Raw genomic sequence first — 21,640 nt, forward strand, 5'->3', positions numbered from 1 at the left:
GCGCCTACTTCGTCGACCGGCGAGTTGCCCTAGGAGTCCCTGCGGCCTTGACAGTTTGTGCGAGCAGGACCGCGATGGTAGTCGGGCCTACGCCGCCGGGAACGGGGGTGATCAGCCCGGCACGTTGGGCAGCCGTGGCATATTCGACGTCGCCGACGTTGCCGGGGTTGTAACCGGCGTCGACGACGACCGCCCCGGGCTTGATCCAGCTGCCCATGATCAGTTCGGGCCGACCGACGGCGGCGACGACGATGTCGGCTTCACGCACCACCCCGGCGAGGTCAACGGTCTTGGAATGGCAGTAGGTCACCGTCGCGTCGCGAGCAAGGAGCAGCATCCCCACCGGTTTACCGAGGATGGGGCTGCGGCCGACCACGACCGCACGTTGGCCGGCGGGGTCGACGTCGTAGGCGTCTAGGAGGTGCATGATGCCGGCCGGCGTGCAGGAACTGAACCCGTTGTGGCCCAGGGCCATCGCTGCAAACGATGCCCCGGTGACACCGTCGACGTCCTTGGCGGGGGTGATTGCTTCGAACACTTCCTGTTCGTCGACCTGGGCTGGCATGGGGTGCTGAACCAAGATGCCGTCCACGGTGTCGTCGGCGGCGGTGGTGCTGACCACTGCGACTGCGTCCGCCGTGGTGGCGGTCTCGGGGAGTTGGTGCCTGCGGGAGTCCAGGCCAACCGTTCGGCATCGGTTGGTCTTCATGCGCACGTAGGTGTGTGAGGCGGGGTCATCGCCGACGAGCACCGTCGCAAGGCACGGCTTGCGACCGTTCGCCTCGGCGAACTGCGCCGCGCGAGCTGCGGTGTCGGACAGGATTAGGTTGGCGACGGCGATGCCGTCAATGACCTGGGCACTCACAGGGACGTCTCCTCAGTCGAGAGGAGCACCCAGGCGGTCGATGCTTCCGAATCTGCTTCCCGGTGGTGTCCCACCTGCGCCAGTCGCGTCGACACCATCCTAGCGATGCAACCCGGGCACCTCGTTTCCAGCGATTGACGGTGGCTCCAATCCGTGTCGGACCGGGCGTGCCCTTTCGGGAGTCGGCGGGGGTGCCGGACACTGAGTTGATGGCGGAGGACTTCGTGGCCCCTGAGGTGTACTACTCGCAGTTGGCCCGCGTCCGGCAGGGCGCCGGGGCGCTGATCACCACACCTGACGGGCGGGTGGTGATGTATGACGTGACCTACCGCGACTACCTCGAGTTGCCAGGCGGGGCGGTGAATGAGGACGAACCGCCTCCTGTGGCGTGCCGGCGGGAGTGCCGGGAGGAACTGGGCGTCGACGTCCAGGTCGGCCGGCTCCTCGTGGTCGACCACCAAGTCGACGGCGGCGAGCGGGGCAACTCGGTGATGTTCGTCTACGACGGAGGCACCGTCGAAGGATCTGCTCTGCAAGCAGTTCCGACCGATGAAGGTCGAGGTGTCGTCTTCGTCGACACCCGGGATCTGCCCGTCGCCACCATTCCACGGCTCGCCGCCAGGATTGGCAACGCACTCAGCGCACGTGAGACCGGGGACGTGGTCGAGACGGTCAACGGGCACCGCCGATGACGCAGATACTCCTTTCCGACGGCACCTACCTGCAACCCCCCACCGATGAGTACCTCGTCGAACTGGCTCACCGTGCCGCCGAACCTGGGGCTGTCCTCCCCGCGGCTGAGGCGCACTTCGTGACCTGGATCGAGGGCCGAACACCGCAACAGATTGTCCGACAGCGCATTGCGCGGGTTCAGGCCAATCGTGATCTCACCCGTCGCCCTGGCTGGACGCTTGACCTCGCGGTGATGGTCGAGGGGCAACCGGTGGGGCTCCAGAGTCTGTCCGGGTTCGACCAGTGGCCACACCACCGCGTCGTAGGCACGACATCATGGCTACTCGCGTCGTTCCAGGGTCGAGGTATCGGGACCTCCACGCGCGCAGCAGTTCTCGAGCTGGCCTTCGCTCACCTGCACGCCAACTCAGCCAAAACCTGGGTGCTGGAGGACAATCGGGCCAGCATCCACGTGTCATCGAAGCTGGGCTACCGCCTCATCGATCGTCATCACATCACCGAAAGAGGCCGCCGACACGCCGAAGGGGTCTACCAGCTCGACAGAGACGCCTGGATGAACTCACCGGCACGCCAGCGCTACCGGCCCACGATCACCAGCATCGACGGCATCATCGACCTCCTAGGATGAGCGCCTCCGCGGGGCTCACGTGCAGAAGGCGTACATGTACATGTCGCGAGACTCACCGGCGACGCGCTGCCAACGCCGCAGCAGCCCTTCCCGGCAATAGTGTGCAGATTCAGCTGCCCGCCAGGACGCTTCGTTCTCGGGCTCGACGTAGAGTTCCAACCGTTCGACGTCGGGCAGCGTGACCGCCCACTCGGTGAATACGCGAAGTGCTCGGCCGGCGTACCCGCGACGCCGGTACTGTTCGGCTACCCAGTACCCGACCATGGCGCGGCCGTCGTCGAGCAGGCCCAGCCCCACCTGTCCGACGGCGACGTCGTCGCCGTCGGCGATCGCATATGACCAGCCCGTACCGGTGGCCGCGCGACTCAACTGATCGAGGACGTAACGACGGGCGTCATGCACATCGCCTCCTGCGGTCACGGTGCTCATCGCCGGGATGAGTGGGTCTCGACCCGCGGCGATGACGACGTCGGCATCGTCATCGCGGAATGGTCGCAGCACCACGCCCTCACCGGACAGACGTGGCTGCGCCCGTGGGGTCACCTCGAACCGTGAGCCCGCATCAGAACGCCGGTACCCGTCGAACAAGCGACCGCCGGCACCGTCGAGTATCGACTCGACTGCTGCGGTCAAGACGTGGAGGTCACCGCGTGTGCATGCGGCTATGCCGTCGAGCAGGTCAGTCGCGTGAGCAGTGCCCAAATCTGCGTCCAATGAACGCAGTTCGCGCAAGAGCCACTTACCCGAACCCCACCAGCGGCCGTGCACACCAAGCACGAACTGCGCCGCCTGCATCCACAGTGCGACCGCCACCGCCGGCGCCTCTCGACCGCCCGCGACCAGATCGTCGAGCAGATCGGTCACCGCATACCGGGCGGACTCGACCTCACCAGGAGTCAGAGGCGGGGGACCCTGCCGGTCGAGTCGATCGAAACGCTCCCGTAGCCGCTGACCGCTCCCGTCACGATCGAGCAGCACCCTCGACGAGCCGATCAACCGCATCAGGGTGGGCCGGCGGCGCAACCGGTCCTGCTCGACGAAGTACTGCAGCGACGCCTCGGTGTGGACGAACAACTCCACCGGCCACCCCCGATGAATCAACGACTCCCGCGATGGCACCGCCCCGTCATCGACCAACACCGTGACGTCGAGATCCGACGTCACGGTCATCGTCGCCGCAGCTGCGCTGCCGCCCAGCCACGCGGCGCGAGCATCGGGAAACCGGCCACCGACGAATTGCTCGGCGATTACCACCACGTCGGCCATGCCTAGATGGTCCCAAGAAGCCGTCAGATCACGCCATCGAATAAGCCTGGCGACGAGAAGGCCACCTCTCGTCGGGTCAGTCGATCAGGACTGCGTCGTGGACGGGTCTACGGGCGATGCATCGTCGATGTCGTTCTCCCGCAATGCCTTCAAGGTACGGCGTTGACTCACCATGCGACGGCGGACTTGCCCCACCCGCCCTTCCGGTCCATTGCGATCAGCACCGAGTTCTCCGACGCCAGCCATCACCAGGTATAGCTGTCAGTTGTCTCGTTGAGCAACGAGGACCACCGCAGGCCCACTGATCTGATCAGCAGGAAGGCGCAGGTCGGCCACGGGTCGCAGCCCCGCCCGTTGCACCAGGGCGATGAGCTGTTCGGGCTGCCACTGGTAGGTCGTCCACCTCACCGGCACCCCGTTGTAGGCCTCGGTGCGCTCGACGTCGTGGTCACCAGCGTGGGTGGCAATCATCAGTTGCCCGCCGGGGCGCAGCGCCACGGCGTAAGAGGCCAGAACCATAGGGAGGATGTCGCGCGGCAGGTTGAACAAAGACCACCAGCCCAGGATTCCGCCCAGCGATGCCGGGCGAAGGTCGAGGTCTGTCGCCGAGCCGACGGTGAACGCGCATTGAGGATGCAGACGCCGGGCGTGGTCAATCATGCGTGGTGAGAGATCGACCCCTGAAACCTCGATCCCGCGATCGGCAAGGTAGGCCGTGACCGTGCCCGGTCCGCAGCCGACATCGAGAACGGGACCGACCGACGCGACGGTGCTCGCGAACGCGTCCATCGACGCCTTCAGCCAGGGATGGGTGCGGATGTCTCCAACACCCGTGGTCGTCACCATCTCGACGTAGTTGTCAGCCGCACGGTCATATGAGTCGCGAACGGTGTCGAGATCGACGGGCTGGGTAAGCGATCGCGAAGGCACGCAGGTGACGATAGTGACGCCGCCCGACAGTCACCTTGCCTCGTTTGTTGATGATCGAGGTCGATCAGATCCTGTCTGTGCTGGCGGGCGAAATTGCGGCGGCACTACGCTGTAGTACGTGTTGACGGCGGCCGACCCAGTCACGTGGCAACCGCAGCGCATCGCCATCGCCGGTGTGACGGGATCCGGCAAGTCGACTCTGGCCAAGCGAATTTCGAGCCGACTGGATCTGACCTACGTTGAAATAGACGGCCTGTACCACGGTCCCAACTGGGAACCGCGACGCGACTTCGTCCGCGATGTGGAGGCAGTCATTTCCGGAGATTCATGGGTGGTCGAGTGGCAGTACACCGCGGTCCGAGCAAAGATCCTCGAACGCGCCGACACGTTGATTTGGCTGGACCTCCCTACGCCGCTGACCCTGTATCAACTCACGCGGCGCACGGTTCGCAGACGGTTGCGAAAAATCGAACTGTGGAACGGCAACTATGAAGGACCACTCCTTGGTTTCCTCACAGATCCTGATCACATCGTCCGCTGGGGTATCCGCACCCGAAACAAGCTCCGCGACCGGGTGCCCGCTCTCACGGAGCTCCATCCGAGTCTGCGTGTGGTGAGACTCGCATCCAGGGCGGATATAGAACTTTGGGTCAGTCGACTCTCGACTAATTCCACCTGGTAGTCGTGAGCGAAGCGCACGGCAACCCGCACCGGCTTCTGGACACCAGGACGAATACGCATCGCTCCCTGACTGACGGCTGCGTCGTTTCTCGAGAATCAAGACACCCACCCGGAGCCCGTTCTCGACCCTGAGATTGCAGCTCGTGCTTCCTCGACTTGTCTCAATCCCTGTCTCACACGGCCAGTCTCATATCCTCGACGTCGCGGGCCTCTGCGACGGTCCCACATCCGCGAACTTCAGGAACGACACCGAGCCAACGAACTGCCTCGTCCGGCCAAGTCTTGACTCGGGCAACGGGGCAGTTCCTGAGTGGTGCCGGCATCGAGTGGCACGATGGTGTGCATGACCGTGTCGGTGCCTCTTCCCTTGGAGTCCGGGCTCAGCGAGTGCGCTAGATACCCCTCGGCACTGGGGTGTGACGGCCTCGACTTGGGGCTGGCTTTGCTCACGCTCGGCGTTCTGGCGGTAGTGGTGTGGCTGCTGGCGGCCGGGTCCGCCACCACGATGATCGCCAGACGACATCCAGCGCGGTCAGCGGTGTGGTTGGCAGTCGTGTGGTGCCTACCGATCCTCGGTGCACTGTCCTGGTATACCTACCTGGCGGGAATCCACGCCTCCCGGCGGACCTCGGCGAACTAAACCGCTCCCATCGCGCAGTTGTGAGATTCTCACAGCACAATTGGATGTCGATCTTCTTCGGCGCCCGGAGATACGGACTATCCCCAGCAACTGTTCGTCGAGGAGCGCCTTGACGCAGAGATGGTCGCCGGGCGACACCTCACGGAGGACGGGTGGACTGTCGAGTACTCCACCTTGGCCACTGCGTGACCGCCGCTACTCGGTCCGAAGAGCCGACAATCTCACTTTCGTGTCCAATTGGACATCGTAAGGACACTTGATTTGAGAATTGGACACAAAGTTTGAGAAGCCACAAATGTCGAGATGCAGTGAAGATTGACAAGACACGCCCGCCTACTTCGACAAAACTCGGGCGTGTTGCGGGGGCTTGTTAATCTTCGTTGCAGAAGCCCGGGTCAGTACGCCTTTGGCATGTAAGGAGTTCCGCGAAGCCGGCGAAGCTAATGGGCATTGGTCGAGCGCGCTAGCGTTTAATCGTCGCCGCAGCGGCCTAGGTATGTGATTCACGACGTTGGTTGGGTCATCGCGAGATGTGCTCACGCCACCCGACTACGTCTGTCTCTCGGCGCGCGGAGGGCCGTGGGACCGCCGCTCAGAGTGAATGATGGGCGGATGGACTACACCACTGCGCTCGATGCACTAGTCAAGTGGGCGGAACGGACGGACAGTGTCCGTGGTGTGCTGGTCACGGGGTCAGCGGCTGCCGGCGACGTGCATCCTCTGTCGGACCGCGACATCGAGATCTACGCCCACCACGTGGAGAGCCTGCTCGAAGACGAGTCTTGGTGGAACGGGCTTGGCGAGGTCCTGGTCGCGGAACGCCTCGCGAATGGCGTTGGACCACCGACCCGACTGATCTACTACGCCGGAGGAAAACTCGACTTTACCCTGATTCCGGCCGGCGAATTAGCCACCGCCGTCCACACGCGGCCGTTCCAGGTCTTGGTAGACAAGGACGCCTGTGCGCCGCAATCGCCGTCAAGCGTGGAGATCCCAAATCCGCCGGGGACGGACGACGTCGACGAGGCGATTCAGTGGGGATATGCGGCGGCCCTCATGTGCGCCAAAGCAGTTGTTAGAGATGAGCTTTGGTCAGCGAAGTTGCGCGATAACGACCTCAAGGACGAGCTCCTGCGGATGATCGAATGGGACCACCGATGGCGGTACGGCGCCAGTATCGACACCCGCTACCTAGCTACCCGGGATGAACACCTGGATGGATGCTGACATCTGCCTCGAACTCTCACACTGCTGGAGCCGCTTCGATGCGGCGGACACCGCTGCGGCACTACGTCGCACGACAGCGCTGTTCTCCCGAGTGAGCCAACGAGTCGCGGCGGCCCTCGACCTGCCCCGCTTTGATCACGAACGCCTCATCTCTGAGATCGAGCGCATCCTCCAAATGCGTCAAGACCAGCATCCAGGGCCCACCACCGCGGCGGCCCACCCTGGAACCAACGTCGAGGAACAACACACCTAGCCTCGCGTCAGCAAACGCCGCCGCCGTTGTCTGCGCCTTGGGCAAACGACCACCAGCCCAAGGCCTCCTCTGCGACGCCAGCAGAAGGCCGGCTGCCAAGAACCGCCATGACTTGACACTTAATCTCATCGGAGGTCTAGAGATTCGAGATTGATCAAATCCTGTCTCGGCCATCGGTCCGCGCGACGCCGTCAAGTTCGACGCGGTATCGCTCTACGCCCGGATACTTCTCGCCGAGCGAGGCCACCGTGAACCCCGTGGCTCTGTCGAAGCGGATTGCGTCGCGGTCCGTTTCGGCGACGACCGGCAATTCAGGTGGCGCGACCCGTCGAACCTCCGCTAGTAACCGACTGCCGACCCCCTTACGCCGGGCGTGGGGAGCCGTGGCGACGTGCAACAGGACAACCGTGGTGCCGCCGATCACCCTGTAACCTGCCAGGCCGACCGTTTCGCCCGCCCATGTCGCAATGAGGAGTCTCGCGCTGCTGTCATCCCGATATTGGCGGACCGCCTCGTCGACGCGGGACTGACCGCCTCCGGTTGCCAGCGCGAGCAGGCCGCGCACAGCGGCGTCATCGGTAATGTCGCTGGGCGCAGCGAGGACCTCGATCGGGCCGCCCTTTCCGGCGGCTTCGAGTCGAGGCCGCATCTCGATGCCTGATTGCTTCAGAAGTTCGGCCACAAATCGGCTTTTTGCCTTGGTGTACCCCTCACGATCTGTTCGATACTGCTGTGCCAGTTGCTGTTTCAACTCTGCATAGGAATCTCGCGCCAGAGCGTCTTGACGCAGCCGGTCCCGGAAAGTGGTCAGCTCCCGGAGATGCGGATCGTCGTGCTGAATCAAGTAGAGATGATGCGTTCGATTCTCTGGTTGTGGACGCAGAAACCACAGACGCCATGTGCTGTTTGGATCGGACGGCCAATTCAGCCAGCCGGCCCGCCCCAGTACGGGTATCGCGTGGCGTGCCTGAGCCAGCGATCTGATCGGCGCGGCGATGTCGATGATTGGCTTAGCGGCCAGGCCTGGCACGGCGGTCGATCCGACGTGCTCGACCGGCCCATACAGCCAGGGTTGGAGGATGGTCTCCAACTGATCGCGCTGTTCCGCAAACTTGCCTGGCCACGCGGCGTTGTACGGCGTCACCTGCACTGGCGCATCCCCCACAATCCCAGGTTATTCGCGAAGTGGGCTCGTTCTCATATGTAGAGAATTTGGACGTCTCAGTTTCTGTCTCGCCCTGGGCCTGGCCAACCCGAGGGACAGCAGCATGCAGACCACCCCGGAGCCCTTGCGCCCCCCGCCGGATGGTCGGCCGGTCTCGGTCACCTGTGCAGTAGTGCCAGGCGGCGACACCTATGGCGCCGATCATCGGCTTCCAAGCCCGCCACCTGGGTTTCACCCTTCTCCTACGCCGCGGGGTGAGCGGATCGGGAGGTTAAGGTCGGACGGTGCGGGCGGTACTGCGATGGGGACTACTGCATTTCGGCGTCGACGCACTGCATCTTCGGAGCCTGACTACTGCACTTTGGGGTGGGGCTACTGCATTCTTCGCTGACTCACTTCATTGGGGGTCACCGCTGGTGGTGGTGGGTTACATTTCGCGTCGGCATCGTCGTGTAGCAAACCGCGGCCGCGCCCAGGACACACTCTGATTCCTCGACCACCGCACCTATCGTCAACGGGTGCGGGTGGATCTCGCGCGCGTTCGGTGATGGTGCGGGATCGGTGGGACGACGTGTCCTGCAGGACTGCTCCGATATACACGTGATCTAGAAGAGGAGTCTCTGATGGCCGGACGACATCGCACCGACACTCGACGCACCACACCCACCCCGGCCAGTGGGGCGGTCCGGGTGTTGCCGGTGTCGAGCTGGTTGAGCGCTGGGGCGCTGACCGTGGGGCTGGGTGCGGTGGTGCTGGGCAGTGCCGCCGGGTTGGCGCACGCCGACACCTCGCCGACGGCGGGTGCCGCGTCGTGCACTCTGGCCGCCCCGCTGTGCCCGACATCCGGGCAGAACGCGGTGACCGCGTCGGCCCCGATGATCGGGGTGGGTGCGTCGGTTGGTCCGTTGTTCGGGTTGTTCGGCAACGGCGCCGACGCCGCCGCGGACTGTGTGGGTGCGGCGTGCAACGGCGGCAACGGCGGTTTGTTCTTCGGCAACGGCGGCAACGGCGCCAACGGCGGAAGCGGGGGCAGTGCGTTCTTCATCGGCAACGGCGGCGCGGGTGGCAACGCCGTCGGTGTGGGTCAGGACGGCGGCAACGGCGGCAACGCCGGACTGTTCGTCGGCAACGGCGGCAGGGGCGGCAACGGTGCCAACGGTCGCGACGGCGCGAACCCCGCCCCCGCCACCACCACGGCGGCCAGCGGCGACAGGGCGGCACCGCCTCTGCAGGCGACTCCCGGTGCCGCAGGTGTCGGAAATCAGAACGGCGGCACCGGTGGTGCAGGGGACTCCTTCCCAGATGCCCCCCCTGGAACATTCCCTGGCGCCAGTGGCGGCCCGGGTGGAACGGCTGGCGGCAACGGTGGCGACGGTGGGGCCGGAGCGACCGGTGGTCTATTCATGGGTTATCCCACCGCCGGCGGCAACGGCGGCGATGCGCTCTTCGGCGGCGGCAACGGCGGTGCCGGTGGTGCCGGTGGCGACAACACCTTCAGCGGTGGCGCCAGCAACGGCGGCGCGGGCGGCAAGGGCGCGCCTGGCGTGGACGGGGTCGCCGGCGGCAATGGCGGCAAGGGCGGCTCGGGTGGCCTCCTGTCCGGCACCGGCGGCAACGGCGGTGTCGGCGGTGCGGGCGGGAGTGGAGCCAATGGCGGCACGGGTGGTGTCGGCGGCAACGGCGGCAACGGCGGCGGGGATTACAGTGATCCCGCCAACGGTGGCGCAGGTGGCGCAGGTGGCGCGGGCGGCAACGGCGCCAACGGCGGCAACGGGGGTGCGGCCGGATCGGGTGGGTTCATTCCCTCCCTCACCCATGGCGGCACCGCAGGCGCGGGCGGCAAGGGTGGCAACGCCGGCAAAGGTGGCGGCGGCGGCGCAGGCGGTGCCGGCGGCACGAACATTTCCAACCCCGCGAGCAACGGCGCACCCGGCGCCGCCGGCGCCGCCGGCGCAGCAGGTACCGCCGGCAAGGGCGGCAGCGGCAGCACCCCCGGCGCCGATGGTGCCGCGGGCTAGCTAGCCGAAAGCCCTTCGCGAACGCCGCGGCACCGGCCCCAAACCTGAACCGCGCGAAGCGTTCTCACCGTGTGCGAGGCATCGGCACCACACCACCGTCTCGAATCTAGAGATTCGAGGTCGATCAGATCCTGTCTCGAATCTTTCGGTGGGCAGAATCGGCTGCCAAACGCCGCTCATACTGGTGAATTTGAAGGGATGCCTGGGATCAGGCTGTCAGGGTGTGCCAGTCCTGCCGCGCTGCCCACTGCTCGAAGGCGGACGTGGTGAGACCGTAGCGGGCGGCGTGGTGGGGACGTGCGGGGTAACCGACGTGGTCATTCCAGATCTGGCTCTCCGTCGTGGGGGCGCCGAGGCGCTGTTCCTGTTCCTCGCGGGAGGCGAAGACGGCTGTGATGTCGTGGCCGGTGGCCTTGGTGAGGGTGTCGACGATCTCGGTGTAGTTCAGCGCGTCGCCGGCGAGGTCGATTTCGGTTTCGTGGAACTTGTCGGGCTCGGCCACGGCGGCGGCGACAGCTGCTCCGAAGTCGTCGGCGCAGATGAGCGCCAACAGGGCCTGCGGGCTCGCAGCGGTGACCAGCCTGCCCTCAACCAGGTCGGGGAACTGCTGGTCCCGCTTGGCTGGAATGAGGAAGTTGTCCATGTAGAAGGCGGGCTTGAAGATGGTCCAGCGGTTAATGCCCGCCGTTCGGATCGCGTTCTCCGCGGCTTCTTTCTCGTCCCAGTACATCTCTATCCCGGGGTCGGTGACCTCGATGTCCGGGTGCTGGCTGCGCCACCCTGTCGCCGACACGGACGTGTGGATGATCTGAGCGACGCCAGCCCGCTTGCCCGCGGTGGCGATATTGCGGGCCTGGCGCTGTTCGGCGCCAGGATCGGACGGGTCGACACCCGGCATCTGCATGGAGAACACCGCGTCGTGGCCGGCGCTGGCAGCCTCCAGGGTTGCGGTGTCATCCAGGGTCCCCGTCGCCAGGGCGACACCCTGCTCGGCGAGCGCCTGAGCTGCCGCCGATGAGGGGTCGCGCACGAACGCGGTCACGGGGTGACCGGCCCGCAGGAGCGCCTGGACCGCGGCGCCACCCTGCATCCCCGTTGCCCCAGTGACCAGCACTTTAGCCTTGTCCGTATTCGTCACAGCACGTCCTACCTTCGGTTGGTCACGATTACTTGGCATGCGGGCTCACGACCCGAAAACTAGAGACCATACAGTATCGAGTCATCCTCGTACCTAGTTGGCATGTGCCTCAGGCGCACCTGTTGATAGCCAGCGGTTTCATGGCGGCTCGTGGCAGCGCGGGGTTCTCCTGCCCCGTGCGGGTGGAGTCGGGGAGGCCCGATGGGGCCAGCAAGGGCGGTACCGTCGTGCGTGTGAGCAGGGCGACGGATTCCACGGGGCGCAAGCGTCCCAGTGGTGCTTTCGGGCCTGTCCGCGACGAGGCACGCGATGCCCGCATCATCGATGCGGTCTTGGACCTGATCGTCGAGAGCGGATACGCGGATCTGACCATGGGGGCGGTAGCCGCGCGCGCAAAGGTGGCCAAAGCCACCGTCTACCGTCGCTGGGCCTCCCGCGAGGATTTGGTCGCCGACGCCCTGGAAAGCCTCATGCTCCCCTCGGTCTCGTTCGAGGGGCTAGCAGCCGAAACCCTTCGGGAAGACCTCATCGCGACGCTCACCCGCAGTTCCGCGTGCCTGCAGCCCCAGCGGCGTCGCTTCTCAGCGGCACTGGCTGCCGCCACCGGCTCACACCCCCAGATTGCCGACACCCTGCGTGAGCGCTACATCGCCGGGCAACGCGAAGCAATCGCCTCCTGCCTCCGCCACGCCCAAGAACGCGGCGAACTCACCGCAGACAGAGTTGAACGTCTCCTGACGCCGGGCAGGCTGGAGATCGCCGCGGCCGTCGGAGTGCTGGTCCTGCAGGAGGACCTGCTAGGCGCGATTCTCGATGTCGAAGGAATAGCTCACCTGGTCGACCAAGTGCTGTTGCCTCTGATTGGCGTTACTTCAAACAGCTCATACGTTTTCGGCCAGTAGGCCCACCCAACCCGTTTAGCTCCAAAGAACGACTAACCACACTGTCTTCAGTCTCGTTTCTAGACATTCGAGACGTCTCACGTCTTGTCTCAGGTCGGCAAGGTCCGAGCGCATGTATTTGTGAGACGTTCGGGCCCCATCGCCTTATCTGCCGTCGATCTGCAACTGCGTGCCGAGCCGGTGCTTGGGTCGCGATGTTGGTGATTGTGTTAGTCGGTGTTCATCAGCTTGGCGACGCCGCGCATCACGGTTCGAGACAGGTTGTGCCGCACCCGGTTGACCGGTGACTGCTTGATTGGCTCACTCTTCGCACCGAGGCGGGGAAACAGGACCATGGCGTTGGTGCGGTCGATCGCTTCGCGCGTGGTGGGGTCGAGCGGGTAGTTCTCCAACCCGGCGGCGAACAGTTTGCTCGCCGCGATGGGTGCGAAGGGCCAGTCCGAGCCGAAGGTGACGTGTCCGGGTTTGGCGAAGGCGAGCAGGGTGGGTAGCGCTGCGGGGCTGGAGGACAGTGCGGTGTCGAAGTAGAAGCTGGAGAAGTCGTCGAGGCTGTCGGCGGCGCTGCGTCCGGTGTCTCCCATGATGGCCACGGCCATGCGGTGGCTGGCGTAGGGGACGAACCCTCCGGCGTGGCTGAGGATGAACTTGATGTTGGGGTACTTGCGGCGGATACCGTTGCGCACCAACAGGTAGGCCGCGCGGGTGGTGTCGAGCAGGAAGTCCGCGGCGAAGGGCAGCACGCCGGGCACGGTCGGTCCGGGGAGGTCGGCCGGGTGGATGAACACCACCGCCGAACGGACGTCCAGGGCGGCCCACAGGTCGTCTTGTCCGTCTTGGCCGAGGTAGGTCCCGGCGTTGTTGGCCAACAGCACCACGCCGTCGGCGTGCAGCTCGTCGAGCGCGCGGGTGGCTTCGGTGACCGCGTGCTCGAGGTGGGGCATGGGGACCGTGGCGAAGAACCCGAACCGGTCGGGCTGGTCGGCGACCAAGGCGGCGGTGTAGTCGTTGACGTCGCGCGCCAATGCCGAGGCGTCGGCGGCGGCGGGCAGGAACGTGGTGCCCGGCGTGGACACCGACACGATCGCGGTGCCGACGTCGAGGTCGGCCATCGTCTGCAGTGACGCTTCGGGGCTCCAGTCGGGCAGGGCGCGGCCACCGGCGTCGTCGATACCGGCGGCGCGCAGCGCGGCGCGGTAGTCCGGTGGGATGAGGTGGTGGTGGGTGTCGATGCGCAGCATGAGGTGCCGTCCTCCAAGGGGGTGGTCAGTTGTCGGGGATGCCGGTGCCGGCCAGCGCCGCCACGGGATCTTCGTGGTGGAGCAGCGACTGGGCGCCGAGCTTGAACTGGTGCAGTTTGTCGACGATGGTCTGCCCCTCGGGGGTGTGACCCCAGATGCTGATTCCCTGGTAGGTGGTGGGTTCCCAGGTGGCTTCGTCGACGACGACGGGGTTCCAGCCCACTTCCCATTCGAAGCCCGAGGGGGTCATGGCGTAGAAGGACAGTTCCTTGTCGTTGGTGTGTTGCCCGACTGAGAGGGCCATGTCGAATCCGAGTTGTTTGACGCGTTGATAGGCCGCGGTCATGTCGTCGAGGTCGGCGACCTGGATGTTGAGGTGCTGGACGCGGGTGCGGATGGGGTTCATCGGGAGGTGCCGCACGGCGGCGATGGCCACGGAGTGGTGGCGTTCGTTGACGCGCAGGAACCGAATCTTGAGTTTCACTCCGCTGATGGTTTCGTCGATGACGTCGGTGAGGCGGGCGTCGAGCACGGTGCGGTAGTAGCCGCGCATCTGCTGCGGTTTCTTGGAGGTGATGGCGACGTGGCCCATTCCGGCCTCCCCGGTGACGAAGCCGCCGCGGGTGACCATGTTCAGCGGGGTGGTGCTGGTGTGTGCGCGGGTGAACAGCTCTTGGGTCAGTCCGTTGGGTCCGGGGATGCGCACCAGGCGTTCCACGCCGCGCAGGGCGGCTGCCTCCGGGGTGCCGTCGGTGACGGGGACGCCGTGGCCGGTGACGCGGGCCAGGATCTCGTCGAAGGTGTCGTGGTCGTCGACCTGCCACCCCAGGGCGGTGACGTCCTCGGCGGGGCCGCGGTGCAGCAGGAATCGGCAGTCGTTGTCGTCGAGGCGGAAGCGGATGACCTCGGGCAGGGTGTCGTCGAGGTGCATGCCGATGGCGTCGCGACCGAAGCGGCGCCAGTCGGCGAACTTCTCGGTTTCCACGACGACGTAGCCCAGGTGCACGCTGCCGAACACGGTGCGGTGGCTCATGAGGCGAATGTCCTGTTTGCGGTGAGGAAGTCGGTGACCAGCTGGTTGAACAGTGCGGCGCGTTCCCATTGCATCCAGTGCCCAGTGCGGGAGGTCATCACCAGTTCGGCGTTGGGCAGGGTGTTGAGTAGCAGGGGGCCGCCGGCGGGTTTGTTGACCTTGTCGTCGCGTCCCCACAGCACCAGGGTCGGGGTTTTGAGGTGCTTGAGGCGCGCGTCTCGGGTGAGGTCCATCCGCCACAGGGTGCGCAGCGCGGTGAGCCCGGACGGGCGGCGCAGCGGTGGGTCGGCGACGACGTCGGGGTCGATCGAGGCGTCGTAGCGCAGGTCGATCAGGTCATCGGGCACTGATGACCCGTCGTAGACGAGGTAGGTGCGGATGAACGCCTCGAGTTTGTCGCGGCTGGGTCCCTCGCCGGTGTAGTAGCCCAGCAGGGCGTTGAGCCCGGCGGTCGGCGCGCCGCGGGTGGTGCCGATACCACCGGGGCCCATCAGCACCAGCTTGTCCACCCGGTTGGGGGTGTCCAGGGCCAGCCGCAGGGCGGCCGCGCCGCCGTAGGAGTTGCCAACCAGATGGGCCTTGTCGACGCGCAGTTCGTAGAGCAGTCCGCGGATCATGTCGGCGAGGTAGCCGAACGGGTCGTCGCGGTCGACGCCCTTGGCTGAGCGGCCGTAGCCCGGCATGTCGGGCACGATGACCCGGAAGTGCTGGGCCAGGGCGTCGATGTTGCGGGAGTAGTTCGACACTCCGGAGGCGCCGGGGCCGCCGCCGTGCAGCATGACCACCGCGGGGCCGGTGCCGGCTTCGGTGTAGAAGATGGGTTTGCCGGCGACGGTGACGGTGTTCTCGGTGAGGTCGGTGGTGCTCATGCGAGGGCTTCCTTGCGAGTGTCGGTGACGGGGGCGGGCGTGGTGCCGGTGAAACCGGCCGGTGGTGCGGGCAACCGGTGACCCGGAGAGGTTGCGGCGTAGACGAATCCGTCGGGGCGGATGACGACCGTGGCGGCCTTCTTCTGGGCCAGCCAGCGGGTCAGGGTGCCGGCGTCGTCGCGTACCGCGCCCTCAGCCAGCTCCGCGGCGGGGCCACTAAGTCGCAACACCGGCACGCCCAGGCGGCGCCACGCGTCCACGCCGTCGCCGGCGGGTCCGGCCTGCACGACGGCCCAGGTGCCGCCCAGCGCGTCGTCGAATCGGACCGTTTCACCGTCGGCGGTGCTGACCCAGGGCTGCGGGATCTGCCACCCGGTCGCGCCGTGCCCGGTGCCGGCGAAGAAGCCGTCGTCGTAGTGCGCGTCGGGGATCCAGTACAGCTTCTGCCCGCCGCGCAGCACGCCCGGCAGCTTGGTGATCGCGCGCAGGAGGTGGTTGCGCAGCGCCACCACCCGGGCGCGGCGTTCGGTGATGACGCGGCCGACGAACACCGCGCGCCGCGTCACCTCGGTCACGTGCGGTTTGCGTTCGGTCGCATAGGAATCCAGCAGTGTGTCGGGGGCCTGTCCGCGCAGGACGGCGGCGATCTTCCAACAGAGGTTGGCCGCGTCGCGGACACCGGCGGACATGCCCTGCCCGATCCACGGCGGCATGGCGTGGGCGGCGTCCCCGGCGAGGAACACCCGCCCGACCCGCCAGCGGTCTGCGGTGCGGACGTGGTGGCTGTAGACCACCGCGCGCAGGATCTGCACCTGCTCGGCGGTGATGCCCTGGTCGTTGAGAACCTCCCAGACCGCCTCGTCGGTGACGAGTTTCTGTTCGTCCTCCCCGGCGCGGGCCGGGTACTCCCAGCGGTGATGCCCCAGCGGGGTGGGGCAGTCCACGGTCGGCCGGTCCGGATCGCAGTGGAACCGCAGCCGGTCGTGGCCGTCCCACTCTTGGAGCACCTTGGTGTCGATGACCACCCAGCGTTCGGCGTAGGTCGTCCCCGAGTAGCCGACGCCCAGCAGGCCACGCGTGGGGGAGGAGCCGCCGTCGGCGGCGATGACGTAGGAGGTGCGGATGCGGGTGAAGCTGTCGGTACGCAGGTCGGCCACCAGCAGTTCGACGTGATCGCCCTTGGTGGCGGTGCGCAGACATTCGCGCTGCAGCAGGACCTCGACGTTCGGGAAGCGCTGCACGCCCTCGCGCAGCGCATGGTCGATGGCGGGTTGGTAGATGAACTGCTGGGGTGGGTGCCCGCAGCCGCGGCCGGTGATCGTGGTCTCGATGAACGGCACCCCGGCGGAGTCGACGAACGCCACCGGCCGATCGGGCAGCATGTCGGCTTGCAGCCGGTCGGCCAGCCCGACTGACTGCCACACCCGCAGCACCTCTTCGTCCGTGGAGATGGCCCGCGCGCGGCTGTAGACGTCCGGGTCGCGTTCGATCACCACGACCCGTAAGCCCATCTGGCCCAACAGATTCGCCGCGGTCGCTCCGGTGGGGCCGTAACCGATGATCGCGACGTCGTAGGTCGCCTCCGTCTGCGGCGGCGCGGCCGCCGGCGATACCGCACTGGTCACTATCGGTCCCCAATCGGCCGGGGGCGGTTTCGCACCGCCACTTGTTCTGTAGTGATCCCTACGCTAATGTAGTGATCGCTACGGAGTCAAGGACCGGATCGAGGGGAACATCGATGGCGACTAAGAAAGCGACATCACCGCGACGGCGTCGCGCGGACGGCGAGATCTCCCGGACCCGGATCTTGGATGCCGCCACCGAGATCGCCTCCGAGCGTGGCTATGAGGGCACCAGCATCGGCGCGGTCAGCACGAAGTGCGGATTGCCGGCCAGTTCGATCTACTGGCACTTCAAGGACAAGGACGACCTGCTGGCCGCGGTCATCGAACGCAGCTTCGGCACCTGGCTGAACGCCTGGCAGATCCCCGCGCACGGGTCGGCCGAGGAACGCATCAGTGCGGTGGCCACCCAGATCGCCAAGGCGCTGATGGATTCCCCGGACTTCATCCGCCTGGGGTTGATGCTGGCCCTGGAGCGCCGGCCCGTGGAACCGCGGGCCCGGGCGGAATTCCTCGGTGTCCGCGAGCAGGCGTATCGGGTGTTGGCGACCGGCATCGGCGAACTGACCCCCGGACTCACCGACGCCCAAGTCCACGAGCTGGCCACCTACGCCCTCGCCGGCGCCGACGGCCTGTTCCTCGCCAAGGAGATCGGCGGCGATTCGGTCGACCTGATCGCCCTGTTCGAGCTGCACGCCCGCGCCGTCTATGCGGCCGCGGTGGCCATGATCGCCCGGAACACCCCATGACCGGGGACGCCATCCTGGCGGCGGCGGCGGCCGACCTGTGGGCCGCCCACCGCGACCGCACCCCCATTCCGCCGCTGACCCAGCGCTATCCGAGCCTCGACGTCGCCGGCGCCTACGCCGTGCAGCAAGTCAACCTGCGCCGCCGCCTGGCCGCGGGCGCCACGGTGGTGGGCCGCAAGATCGGGTTGACCTCCGCACCGATGCAGGCCCTGCTCGGCGTCGACGAACCCGACTACGGCTACGTCCTCGACGGCATGGTCATCACCGGTGACACGATCGACGCTGCCCAATTCTGTTCTCCACGTGTCGAACCCGAGGTCGCGTTCCTGCTGCGGTCGACACTGCGCGGGCCCGACGTCACCGTCGCCGATGTCCGCGCCGCCACCGAGGCCGTCGCCGTGGCGCTGGAGATCGTCGACAGTCGCATCGCCGACTGGACACTCACCCTGCCTGACACCGTCGCCGACAACGCCAGCTCCGGCGCCGTGATCCTGGGCGACTGGGTGCCCTACACCGACGACCTGGCTTTGCCTCGGGCCGCGGCCACCCTGAGGGTCAACGACCGCGACGTGGCCACCGGCACCGGGGACGCGGTGATGGGAGACCCGGCCGCCGCCGTTGCGTGGCTGGCCAACGCACTCGCCGACTACGGCGCCGAATTGTCTGCCGGGCAGTTCGTCATGTCCGGCTCGTTCACCGCCGCGGAATTCGTCCACGCCGGCGACGTCGCCTCCACCACCGTCAGCGGCCTGGGCACCGTGTCGCTGACCTTCACCTGACGGGAACACCCATGACACAACGTGATTGGCCGGTGGCGATCATCGGCTCGGGCAACATCGGCACCGACCTGATGATCAAGATCCTGCGCGGCGACGGCCCGCTACGCGCCGCGGCGATGGTGGGCATCGACCCCGACTCCGACGGCCTGGCCCGCGCCACCCGGATGGGAGTCCCGACCACCGCTGGTGGAGTCGAGGGCCTGCTCGACATGGACTGCTACGGAGACATCGAAGTCGTCTTCGACGCCACCTCGGCGGGTGCGCACCGGGCCAACTGGGCGGCACTGGAACCGACCGGGGTCCGGGTGCTCGACCTCACCCCCGCCGCCATTGGCCCGTACTGCGTGCCGGTGGTCAACCTCGAGGACCACCTCGAGGCCCCCAACCTCAACATGGTCACCTGCGGCGGGCAGGCCACCGTGCCGATCGTCGCCGCGGTCGCCGAGTGCGGCATCGTGTCCTACGCCGAGATCGTGTCCTCGATCAGCTCCAAGTCCGCCGGTCCGGGCACCCGCGCCAACATCGACGAGTTCACCGAAACCACCGCCGCGGCACTGCAATCGGTCGGCGGAGCCCAGCGCGGCAAGGCCGTCATGGTGCTCAACCCGGCCGACCCGCCCATCCTGATGCGCAACACCGTCTACTGCCTGGTCGACGGCGACACCGACCACGACGCGATCGAGTCCGCCGTCGTCCACATGGCCGCCAGGGTCACCGCCTACGTTCCCGGATACCGGCTCAAGCAGCGCGTCCAATTCGAGACGTTCACCGCCCAGAACCCGCTGCACATCCCCGAGACCGGCAAGTTCAGCGGCACCCGCGTCACCGTCATGCTCGAAGTCACCGGCGCCGCGCACTACCTGCCCGCCTACGCCGGCAACCTCGACATCATGACCTCCGCGGCCAAGGCCACTGCCGAACGCATCGCCACCCACCACCGCGAAAACGCCGGAGCCACCCGATGACCCGCGACCTGTACATCAGCGACGTCACCTTGCGCGACGGCATGCACGCCATCCGCCACCAATACACCGTCGAGCAGGCCGTGGCCGTCGCCGCGGCCCTCGACGCCGCCGGCGTGGACTCCATCGAGGTCGCCCACGGCGACGGGCTGGCCGGGTCGAGCTGCATCTACGGTTTCGGTGCCCATACCGACCTGGAGTGGATCGAGGCCGTCGCGGCCACCGTGACCCGCGCCAAGGTCGCCACCTTGCTGCTGCCCGGCATCGGCAGCGTGCACAACCTCAAGGACGCCCACCGCGCCGGCGCCACCGTCGTGCGGGTGGCCACCCACTGCACCGAAGCCGACATCTCCGCCCAACACATCGCTGCGGCCCGCGATCTCGGCATGGACACCGTCGGGTTCCTCATGATGAGCCACATGACCGACCCGATGACGTTGTCCGAGCAGGCCGAATTGATGCAAGGCTACGGAGCCACCTGCGTCTACGTCGTCGACTCCGGCGGCGCGATGACCATGAAGGACATCGCCAACCGCGTCGACGCACTGCGCCAAACCCTCGACCCGGCAACCGAAATCGGCATCCACGCCCACCACAACCTCACCCTCGGGGTCGCCAACTCCATCGTCGCGGTCGAACACGGCGCCACCCGCGTCGACGCCTCCCTGACCGGGATGGGCGCCGGAGCCGGCAACGCACCCCTGGAGGTGTTCATCGCCGCGGCCGACAAACTCGGCTGGCGCCACGACTGCGACCTACACGCACTCCAAGACGCCGCCGACGACATCGTCCGCCCACTGCAGGACCGACCGGTCCGAGTGGACCGCGAAACCCTCACCCTCGGCTACGCCGGGGTGTACTCCAGCTTTCTGCGCCACGCCGAAACCGCCGCCGCACGCTACGACGTCGACGCCCGCACCCTTCTCGAAGAAGCCGGCCGCCGCGGCATGGTCGGCGGCCAAGAAGACATGCTCGTCGACATCGCCCTCGACCTCGCCACCGAGAAAGCAGGGATGCCGTGAGCGAGCCCACCGAGAACTGCGACCACGACGACGTCGAGCGTCTCGCCGACGCCCTCCTCGACGCCGTCGAAGACGCCGACGGCCCCCGCGACTCCCTGCTGCCCGACGTGCTCACCACCGCCGCGGCCGCCTTCCGCCACCTCGGCGTCGACTTCGTACGCCGCTACAACCGCCTCGACGTCCAGGCCGACCCGACGACATTCGACGGCCCCGTCCTATTCGTCGCCAACCACGGGTTCGGCGGCATCTTCGACCTCAACGTGTTCGCCCTCGGCGCCGCACTCGACCAGCTCGAACTGGACCGCCCAGTCACCATCCTCACCCACCAATTAGCCTGGACACTGGGCGTTGGCCGCTTCGTCGAAGCCTTGGGCGCACGGCCGGCATCGCAGCACAGCGCCGAAGAAGCCTTCGACAACGGTCACCACGTCGTCGTCTTCCCCGGTGGTGACCTCGACGCCATGAAGACCTTCGAAGACCGCAACCGCATCGTCTTCGGCGGACGCAGCGGTTTCGCCCGCCTGGCCATCGAGAACAAGGTCCCCATCGTCCCCATCGTCACAGCCGGGGCCGGAGAATCGCTGCTCGTATTGTCCAGCGGCCAACGTCTCGCCCGCGCGACGCGACTGGACAAGTTGTTGCGGCTCAAGACCGTTCCGCTCACCGTGTCACTACCCTGGGGGCTCAACATCGGCGCCGTCGGCGTGCTCCCATACCTGCCGCTGCCTACCAAACTCGACACCCGGGTCCTGACCGCCGTCGAGCGACTCGACGACGAACAACCCGAGGACTACGCCGCCCGCATCCACGCAAAGATGCAACACGCCCTAACCGACATGACCCGCTACCGCCGCCCACTGCTGGGCTGACGAACGTCCCCAGTCGCCGGGTGCAGTCGCTGAGGCGGCTGTCTCACTTCTAGAGATGTGAGACTGCGATAACGGCTGGGGATTCCGATAC

General features: G+C 66.7%; 22 protein-coding genes and 1 riboswitch. Of the genes, 13 read left to right on the forward strand and 9 right to left on the reverse strand.

All coding sequences use genetic code 11. The features are described 5' to 3' along the window. Positions 1 to 4: 4 nt before the first annotated feature. Positions 5 to 865, reverse strand: coding sequence for a bifunctional 5,10-methylenetetrahydrofolate dehydrogenase/5,10-methenyltetrahydrofolate cyclohydrolase (locus H7K45_RS08735; RefSeq protein ID WP_263995397.1), 861 nt, complete (start codon positions 863 to 865; stop codon positions 5 to 7). Between the two features lie 20 nt (positions 866 to 885). Continuing rightward, positions 886 to 962, reverse strand: a riboswitch (ZMP/ZTP riboswitch). Positions 963 to 1,074: 112 nt separating this feature from the next. Between H7K45_RS08735 and H7K45_RS08740 the strand changes: the two genes are divergently transcribed. Further along, positions 1,075 to 1,557: an NUDIX domain-containing protein gene (locus H7K45_RS08740; protein WP_263995398.1), complete on the forward strand. Its 483-nt coding sequence runs from the start codon at positions 1,075 to 1,077 to the stop codon at positions 1,555 to 1,557. Next, entirely contained in the window at positions 1,554 to 2,186 is a 633-nt protein-coding gene (locus H7K45_RS08745) for a GNAT family N-acetyltransferase (protein WP_276069717.1), read from the forward strand. Before H7K45_RS08740 ends, H7K45_RS08745 begins: the two co-directional genes overlap by 4 nt. Before the next feature lie 15 nt (positions 2,187 to 2,201). Here H7K45_RS08745 and H7K45_RS08750 read toward each other — a convergent pair whose 3' ends face one another. Both H7K45_RS08750 and H7K45_RS08755 read right to left on the reverse strand, forming a co-directional pair. Continuing rightward, on the reverse strand, positions 2,202 to 3,452 hold the full coding sequence (locus H7K45_RS08750; RefSeq protein WP_263995400.1) for a GNAT family N-acetyltransferase: 1,251 nt from the start codon (positions 3,450 to 3,452) through the stop codon (positions 2,202 to 2,204). A gap of 261 nt (positions 3,453 to 3,713) precedes the next feature. After that, the gene (locus H7K45_RS08755; protein ID WP_263995401.1) at positions 3,714 to 4,298 is read right to left on the reverse strand and encodes a class I SAM-dependent methyltransferase; all 585 of its coding nucleotides are present in this window, start codon (positions 4,296 to 4,298) and stop codon (positions 3,714 to 3,716) included. Positions 4,299 to 4,500: 202 nt separating this feature from the next. Here H7K45_RS08755 and H7K45_RS08760 point away from each other — a divergent pair, with 202 nt between their 5' ends. The 4 genes from H7K45_RS08760 (at position 4,501) to H7K45_RS08775 (ending at position 7,183) form a co-directional block, all read left to right on the forward strand. Beyond that, on the forward strand, positions 4,501 to 5,064 hold the full coding sequence (locus tag H7K45_RS08760) for a P-loop NTPase family protein (RefSeq protein WP_263995402.1): 564 nt from the start codon (positions 4,501 to 4,503) through the stop codon (positions 5,062 to 5,064). A 342-nt stretch (positions 5,065 to 5,406) separates the two neighbouring features. After that, entirely contained in the window at positions 5,407 to 5,703 is a 297-nt protein-coding gene (locus H7K45_RS08765; protein WP_263995403.1) for a PLDc N-terminal domain-containing protein, read from the forward strand. Between the two features lie 612 nt (positions 5,704 to 6,315). Continuing rightward, positions 6,316 to 6,930 (forward strand): aminoglycoside 6-adenylyltransferase, encoded by a 615-nt coding sequence (locus tag H7K45_RS08770; protein ID WP_263995404.1) that lies wholly within the window; start codon positions 6,316 to 6,318, stop codon positions 6,928 to 6,930. Continuing rightward, positions 6,920 to 7,183 carry a hypothetical protein gene (locus H7K45_RS08775; protein ID WP_263995405.1) on the forward strand — a complete coding sequence of 88 codons (264 nt, stop codon included), beginning with the start codon at positions 6,920 to 6,922 and terminating at the stop codon, positions 7,181 to 7,183. Before H7K45_RS08770 ends, H7K45_RS08775 begins: the two co-directional genes overlap by 11 nt. Before the next feature lie 154 nt (positions 7,184 to 7,337). Here the strand turns inward: H7K45_RS08775 and H7K45_RS31480 are convergent, their stop codons facing one another. After that, positions 7,338 to 8,333, reverse strand: a complete 996-nt coding sequence (locus tag H7K45_RS31480) for a bifunctional GrpB family protein/GNAT family N-acetyltransferase (protein WP_263995406.1) — start codon at positions 8,331 to 8,333, stop codon at positions 7,338 to 7,340. 638 nt (positions 8,334 to 8,971) lie between these two features. Here H7K45_RS31480 and H7K45_RS08785 point away from each other — a divergent pair. Further along, positions 8,972 to 10,366: a hypothetical protein gene (locus H7K45_RS08785; RefSeq protein WP_263995407.1), complete on the forward strand. Its 1,395-nt coding sequence runs from the start codon at positions 8,972 to 8,974 to the stop codon at positions 10,364 to 10,366. 208 nt (positions 10,367 to 10,574) lie between these two features. Here the strand turns inward: H7K45_RS08785 and H7K45_RS08790 are convergent, their stop codons facing one another. After that, positions 10,575 to 11,504, reverse strand: coding sequence for an NmrA family NAD(P)-binding protein (locus H7K45_RS08790; RefSeq protein WP_263995408.1), 930 nt, complete (start codon positions 11,502 to 11,504; stop codon positions 10,575 to 10,577). Positions 11,505 to 11,737: 233 nt separating this feature from the next. On the opposite strand from H7K45_RS08790, the gene H7K45_RS08795 reads away from it, so the two are divergent. Beyond that, positions 11,738 to 12,406, forward strand: a complete 669-nt coding sequence (locus tag H7K45_RS08795) for a TetR-like C-terminal domain-containing protein (RefSeq protein WP_263995409.1) — start codon at positions 11,738 to 11,740, stop codon at positions 12,404 to 12,406. A gap of 209 nt (positions 12,407 to 12,615) precedes the next feature. On the opposite strand, the gene H7K45_RS08800 is transcribed toward H7K45_RS08795, so the two are convergent. The 4 genes from H7K45_RS08800 to H7K45_RS08815 are packed head-to-tail and all read right to left on the reverse strand — an operon-like array spanning position 12,616 to position 17,174. After that, positions 12,616 to 13,644 carry an amidohydrolase family protein gene (locus H7K45_RS08800; protein WP_263995410.1) on the reverse strand — a complete coding sequence of 343 codons (1,029 nt, stop codon included), beginning with the start codon at positions 13,642 to 13,644 and terminating at the stop codon, positions 12,616 to 12,618. A gap of 25 nt (positions 13,645 to 13,669) precedes the next feature. After that, the gene (locus H7K45_RS08805) at positions 13,670 to 14,677 is read right to left on the reverse strand and encodes a VOC family protein (RefSeq protein ID WP_263995411.1); all 1,008 of its coding nucleotides are present in this window, start codon (positions 14,675 to 14,677) and stop codon (positions 13,670 to 13,672) included. Then, positions 14,674 to 15,546, reverse strand: a complete 873-nt coding sequence (locus H7K45_RS08810; RefSeq protein WP_263995412.1) for an alpha/beta fold hydrolase — start codon at positions 15,544 to 15,546, stop codon at positions 14,674 to 14,676. Before H7K45_RS08810 ends, H7K45_RS08805 begins: the two co-directional genes overlap by 4 nt. Then, complete coding sequence (locus H7K45_RS08815; RefSeq protein ID WP_372512525.1) at positions 15,543 to 17,174, reverse strand: bifunctional 3-(3-hydroxy-phenyl)propionate/3-hydroxycinnamic acid hydroxylase; 1,632 nt, start codon at positions 17,172 to 17,174, stop codon at positions 15,543 to 15,545. Before H7K45_RS08815 ends, H7K45_RS08810 begins: the two co-directional genes overlap by 4 nt. 110 nt (positions 17,175 to 17,284) lie before the next feature. Between H7K45_RS08815 and H7K45_RS08820 the strand changes: the two genes are divergently transcribed. The 5 genes from H7K45_RS08820 to H7K45_RS08840 are packed head-to-tail and all read left to right on the forward strand — an operon-like array spanning position 17,285 to position 21,549. Next, entirely contained in the window at positions 17,285 to 17,917 is a 633-nt protein-coding gene (locus H7K45_RS08820) for a TetR/AcrR family transcriptional regulator (protein ID WP_263995414.1), read from the forward strand. Further along, positions 17,914 to 18,696 carry a 2-keto-4-pentenoate hydratase gene (locus H7K45_RS08825; RefSeq protein ID WP_263995415.1) on the forward strand — a complete coding sequence of 261 codons (783 nt, stop codon included), beginning with the start codon at positions 17,914 to 17,916 and terminating at the stop codon, positions 18,694 to 18,696. Before H7K45_RS08820 ends, H7K45_RS08825 begins: the two co-directional genes overlap by 4 nt. A gap of 11 nt (positions 18,697 to 18,707) precedes the next feature. Then, positions 18,708 to 19,661, forward strand: a complete 954-nt coding sequence (locus tag H7K45_RS08830; RefSeq protein WP_263995416.1) for an acetaldehyde dehydrogenase (acetylating) — start codon at positions 18,708 to 18,710, stop codon at positions 19,659 to 19,661. Further along, positions 19,658 to 20,680, forward strand: coding sequence for a 4-hydroxy-2-oxovalerate aldolase (gene dmpG, locus H7K45_RS08835; RefSeq protein WP_263995417.1), 1,023 nt, complete (start codon positions 19,658 to 19,660; stop codon positions 20,678 to 20,680). Before H7K45_RS08830 ends, dmpG begins: the two co-directional genes overlap by 4 nt. Beyond that, complete coding sequence (locus H7K45_RS08840) at positions 20,677 to 21,549, forward strand: lysophospholipid acyltransferase family protein (RefSeq protein ID WP_263995418.1); 873 nt, start codon at positions 20,677 to 20,679, stop codon at positions 21,547 to 21,549. The genes dmpG and H7K45_RS08840 overlap by 4 nt, the downstream gene beginning before the upstream one ends. Positions 21,550 to 21,640: the final 91 nt, after the last annotated feature.

It is taken from the genome of Mycobacterium yunnanensis (assembly GCF_025823185.1).
Taxonomy (GTDB): Bacteria; Actinomycetota; Actinomycetes; order Mycobacteriales; family Mycobacteriaceae; genus Mycobacterium; species Mycobacterium yunnanensis.

Bases quoted from the DNA above. Each gene is read 5' to 3' on its own strand.
- H7K45_RS08800 (WP_263995410.1), bottom strand. From the start codon at position 13,644: ATGCTGCGCATCGACACCCACCACCACCTCATCCCACCGGACTACCGC.
- H7K45_RS08765 (WP_263995403.1), top strand. From the start codon at position 5,407: ATGACCGTGTCGGTGCCTCTTCCCTTGGAGTCCGGGCTCAGCGAGTGC.
- H7K45_RS08775 (WP_263995405.1), top strand. From the start codon at position 6,920: ATGGATGCTGACATCTGCCTCGAACTCTCACACTGCTGGAGCCGCTTC.
- H7K45_RS08810 (WP_263995412.1), bottom strand. From the start codon at position 15,546: ATGAGCACCACCGACCTCACCGAGAACACCGTCACCGTCGCCGGCAAA.
- H7K45_RS08825 (WP_263995415.1), top strand. From the start codon at position 17,914: ATGACCGGGGACGCCATCCTGGCGGCGGCGGCGGCCGACCTGTGGGCC.
- H7K45_RS08830 (WP_263995416.1), top strand. From the start codon at position 18,708: ATGACACAACGTGATTGGCCGGTGGCGATCATCGGCTCGGGCAACATC.
- H7K45_RS08740 (WP_263995398.1), top strand. From the start codon at position 1,075: ATGGCGGAGGACTTCGTGGCCCCTGAGGTGTACTACTCGCAGTTGGCC.
- dmpG (WP_263995417.1), top strand. From the start codon at position 19,658: ATGACCCGCGACCTGTACATCAGCGACGTCACCTTGCGCGACGGCATG.
- H7K45_RS08745 (WP_276069717.1), top strand. From the start codon at position 1,554: ATGACGCAGATACTCCTTTCCGACGGCACCTACCTGCAACCCCCCACC.
- H7K45_RS08755 (WP_263995401.1), bottom strand. From the start codon at position 4,298: ATGGTGACGACCACGGGTGTTGGAGACATCCGCACCCATCCCTGGCTG.
- H7K45_RS08820 (WP_263995414.1), top strand. From the start codon at position 17,285: ATGGCGACTAAGAAAGCGACATCACCGCGACGGCGTCGCGCGGACGGC.
- H7K45_RS08805 (WP_263995411.1), bottom strand. From the start codon at position 14,677: ATGAGCCACCGCACCGTGTTCGGCAGCGTGCACCTGGGCTACGTCGTC.
- H7K45_RS08785 (WP_263995407.1), top strand. From the start codon at position 8,972: ATGGCCGGACGACATCGCACCGACACTCGACGCACCACACCCACCCCG.
- H7K45_RS08750 (WP_263995400.1), bottom strand. From the start codon at position 3,452: ATGGCCGACGTGGTGGTAATCGCCGAGCAATTCGTCGGTGGCCGGTTT.
- H7K45_RS08770 (WP_263995404.1), top strand. From the start codon at position 6,316: ATGGACTACACCACTGCGCTCGATGCACTAGTCAAGTGGGCGGAACGG.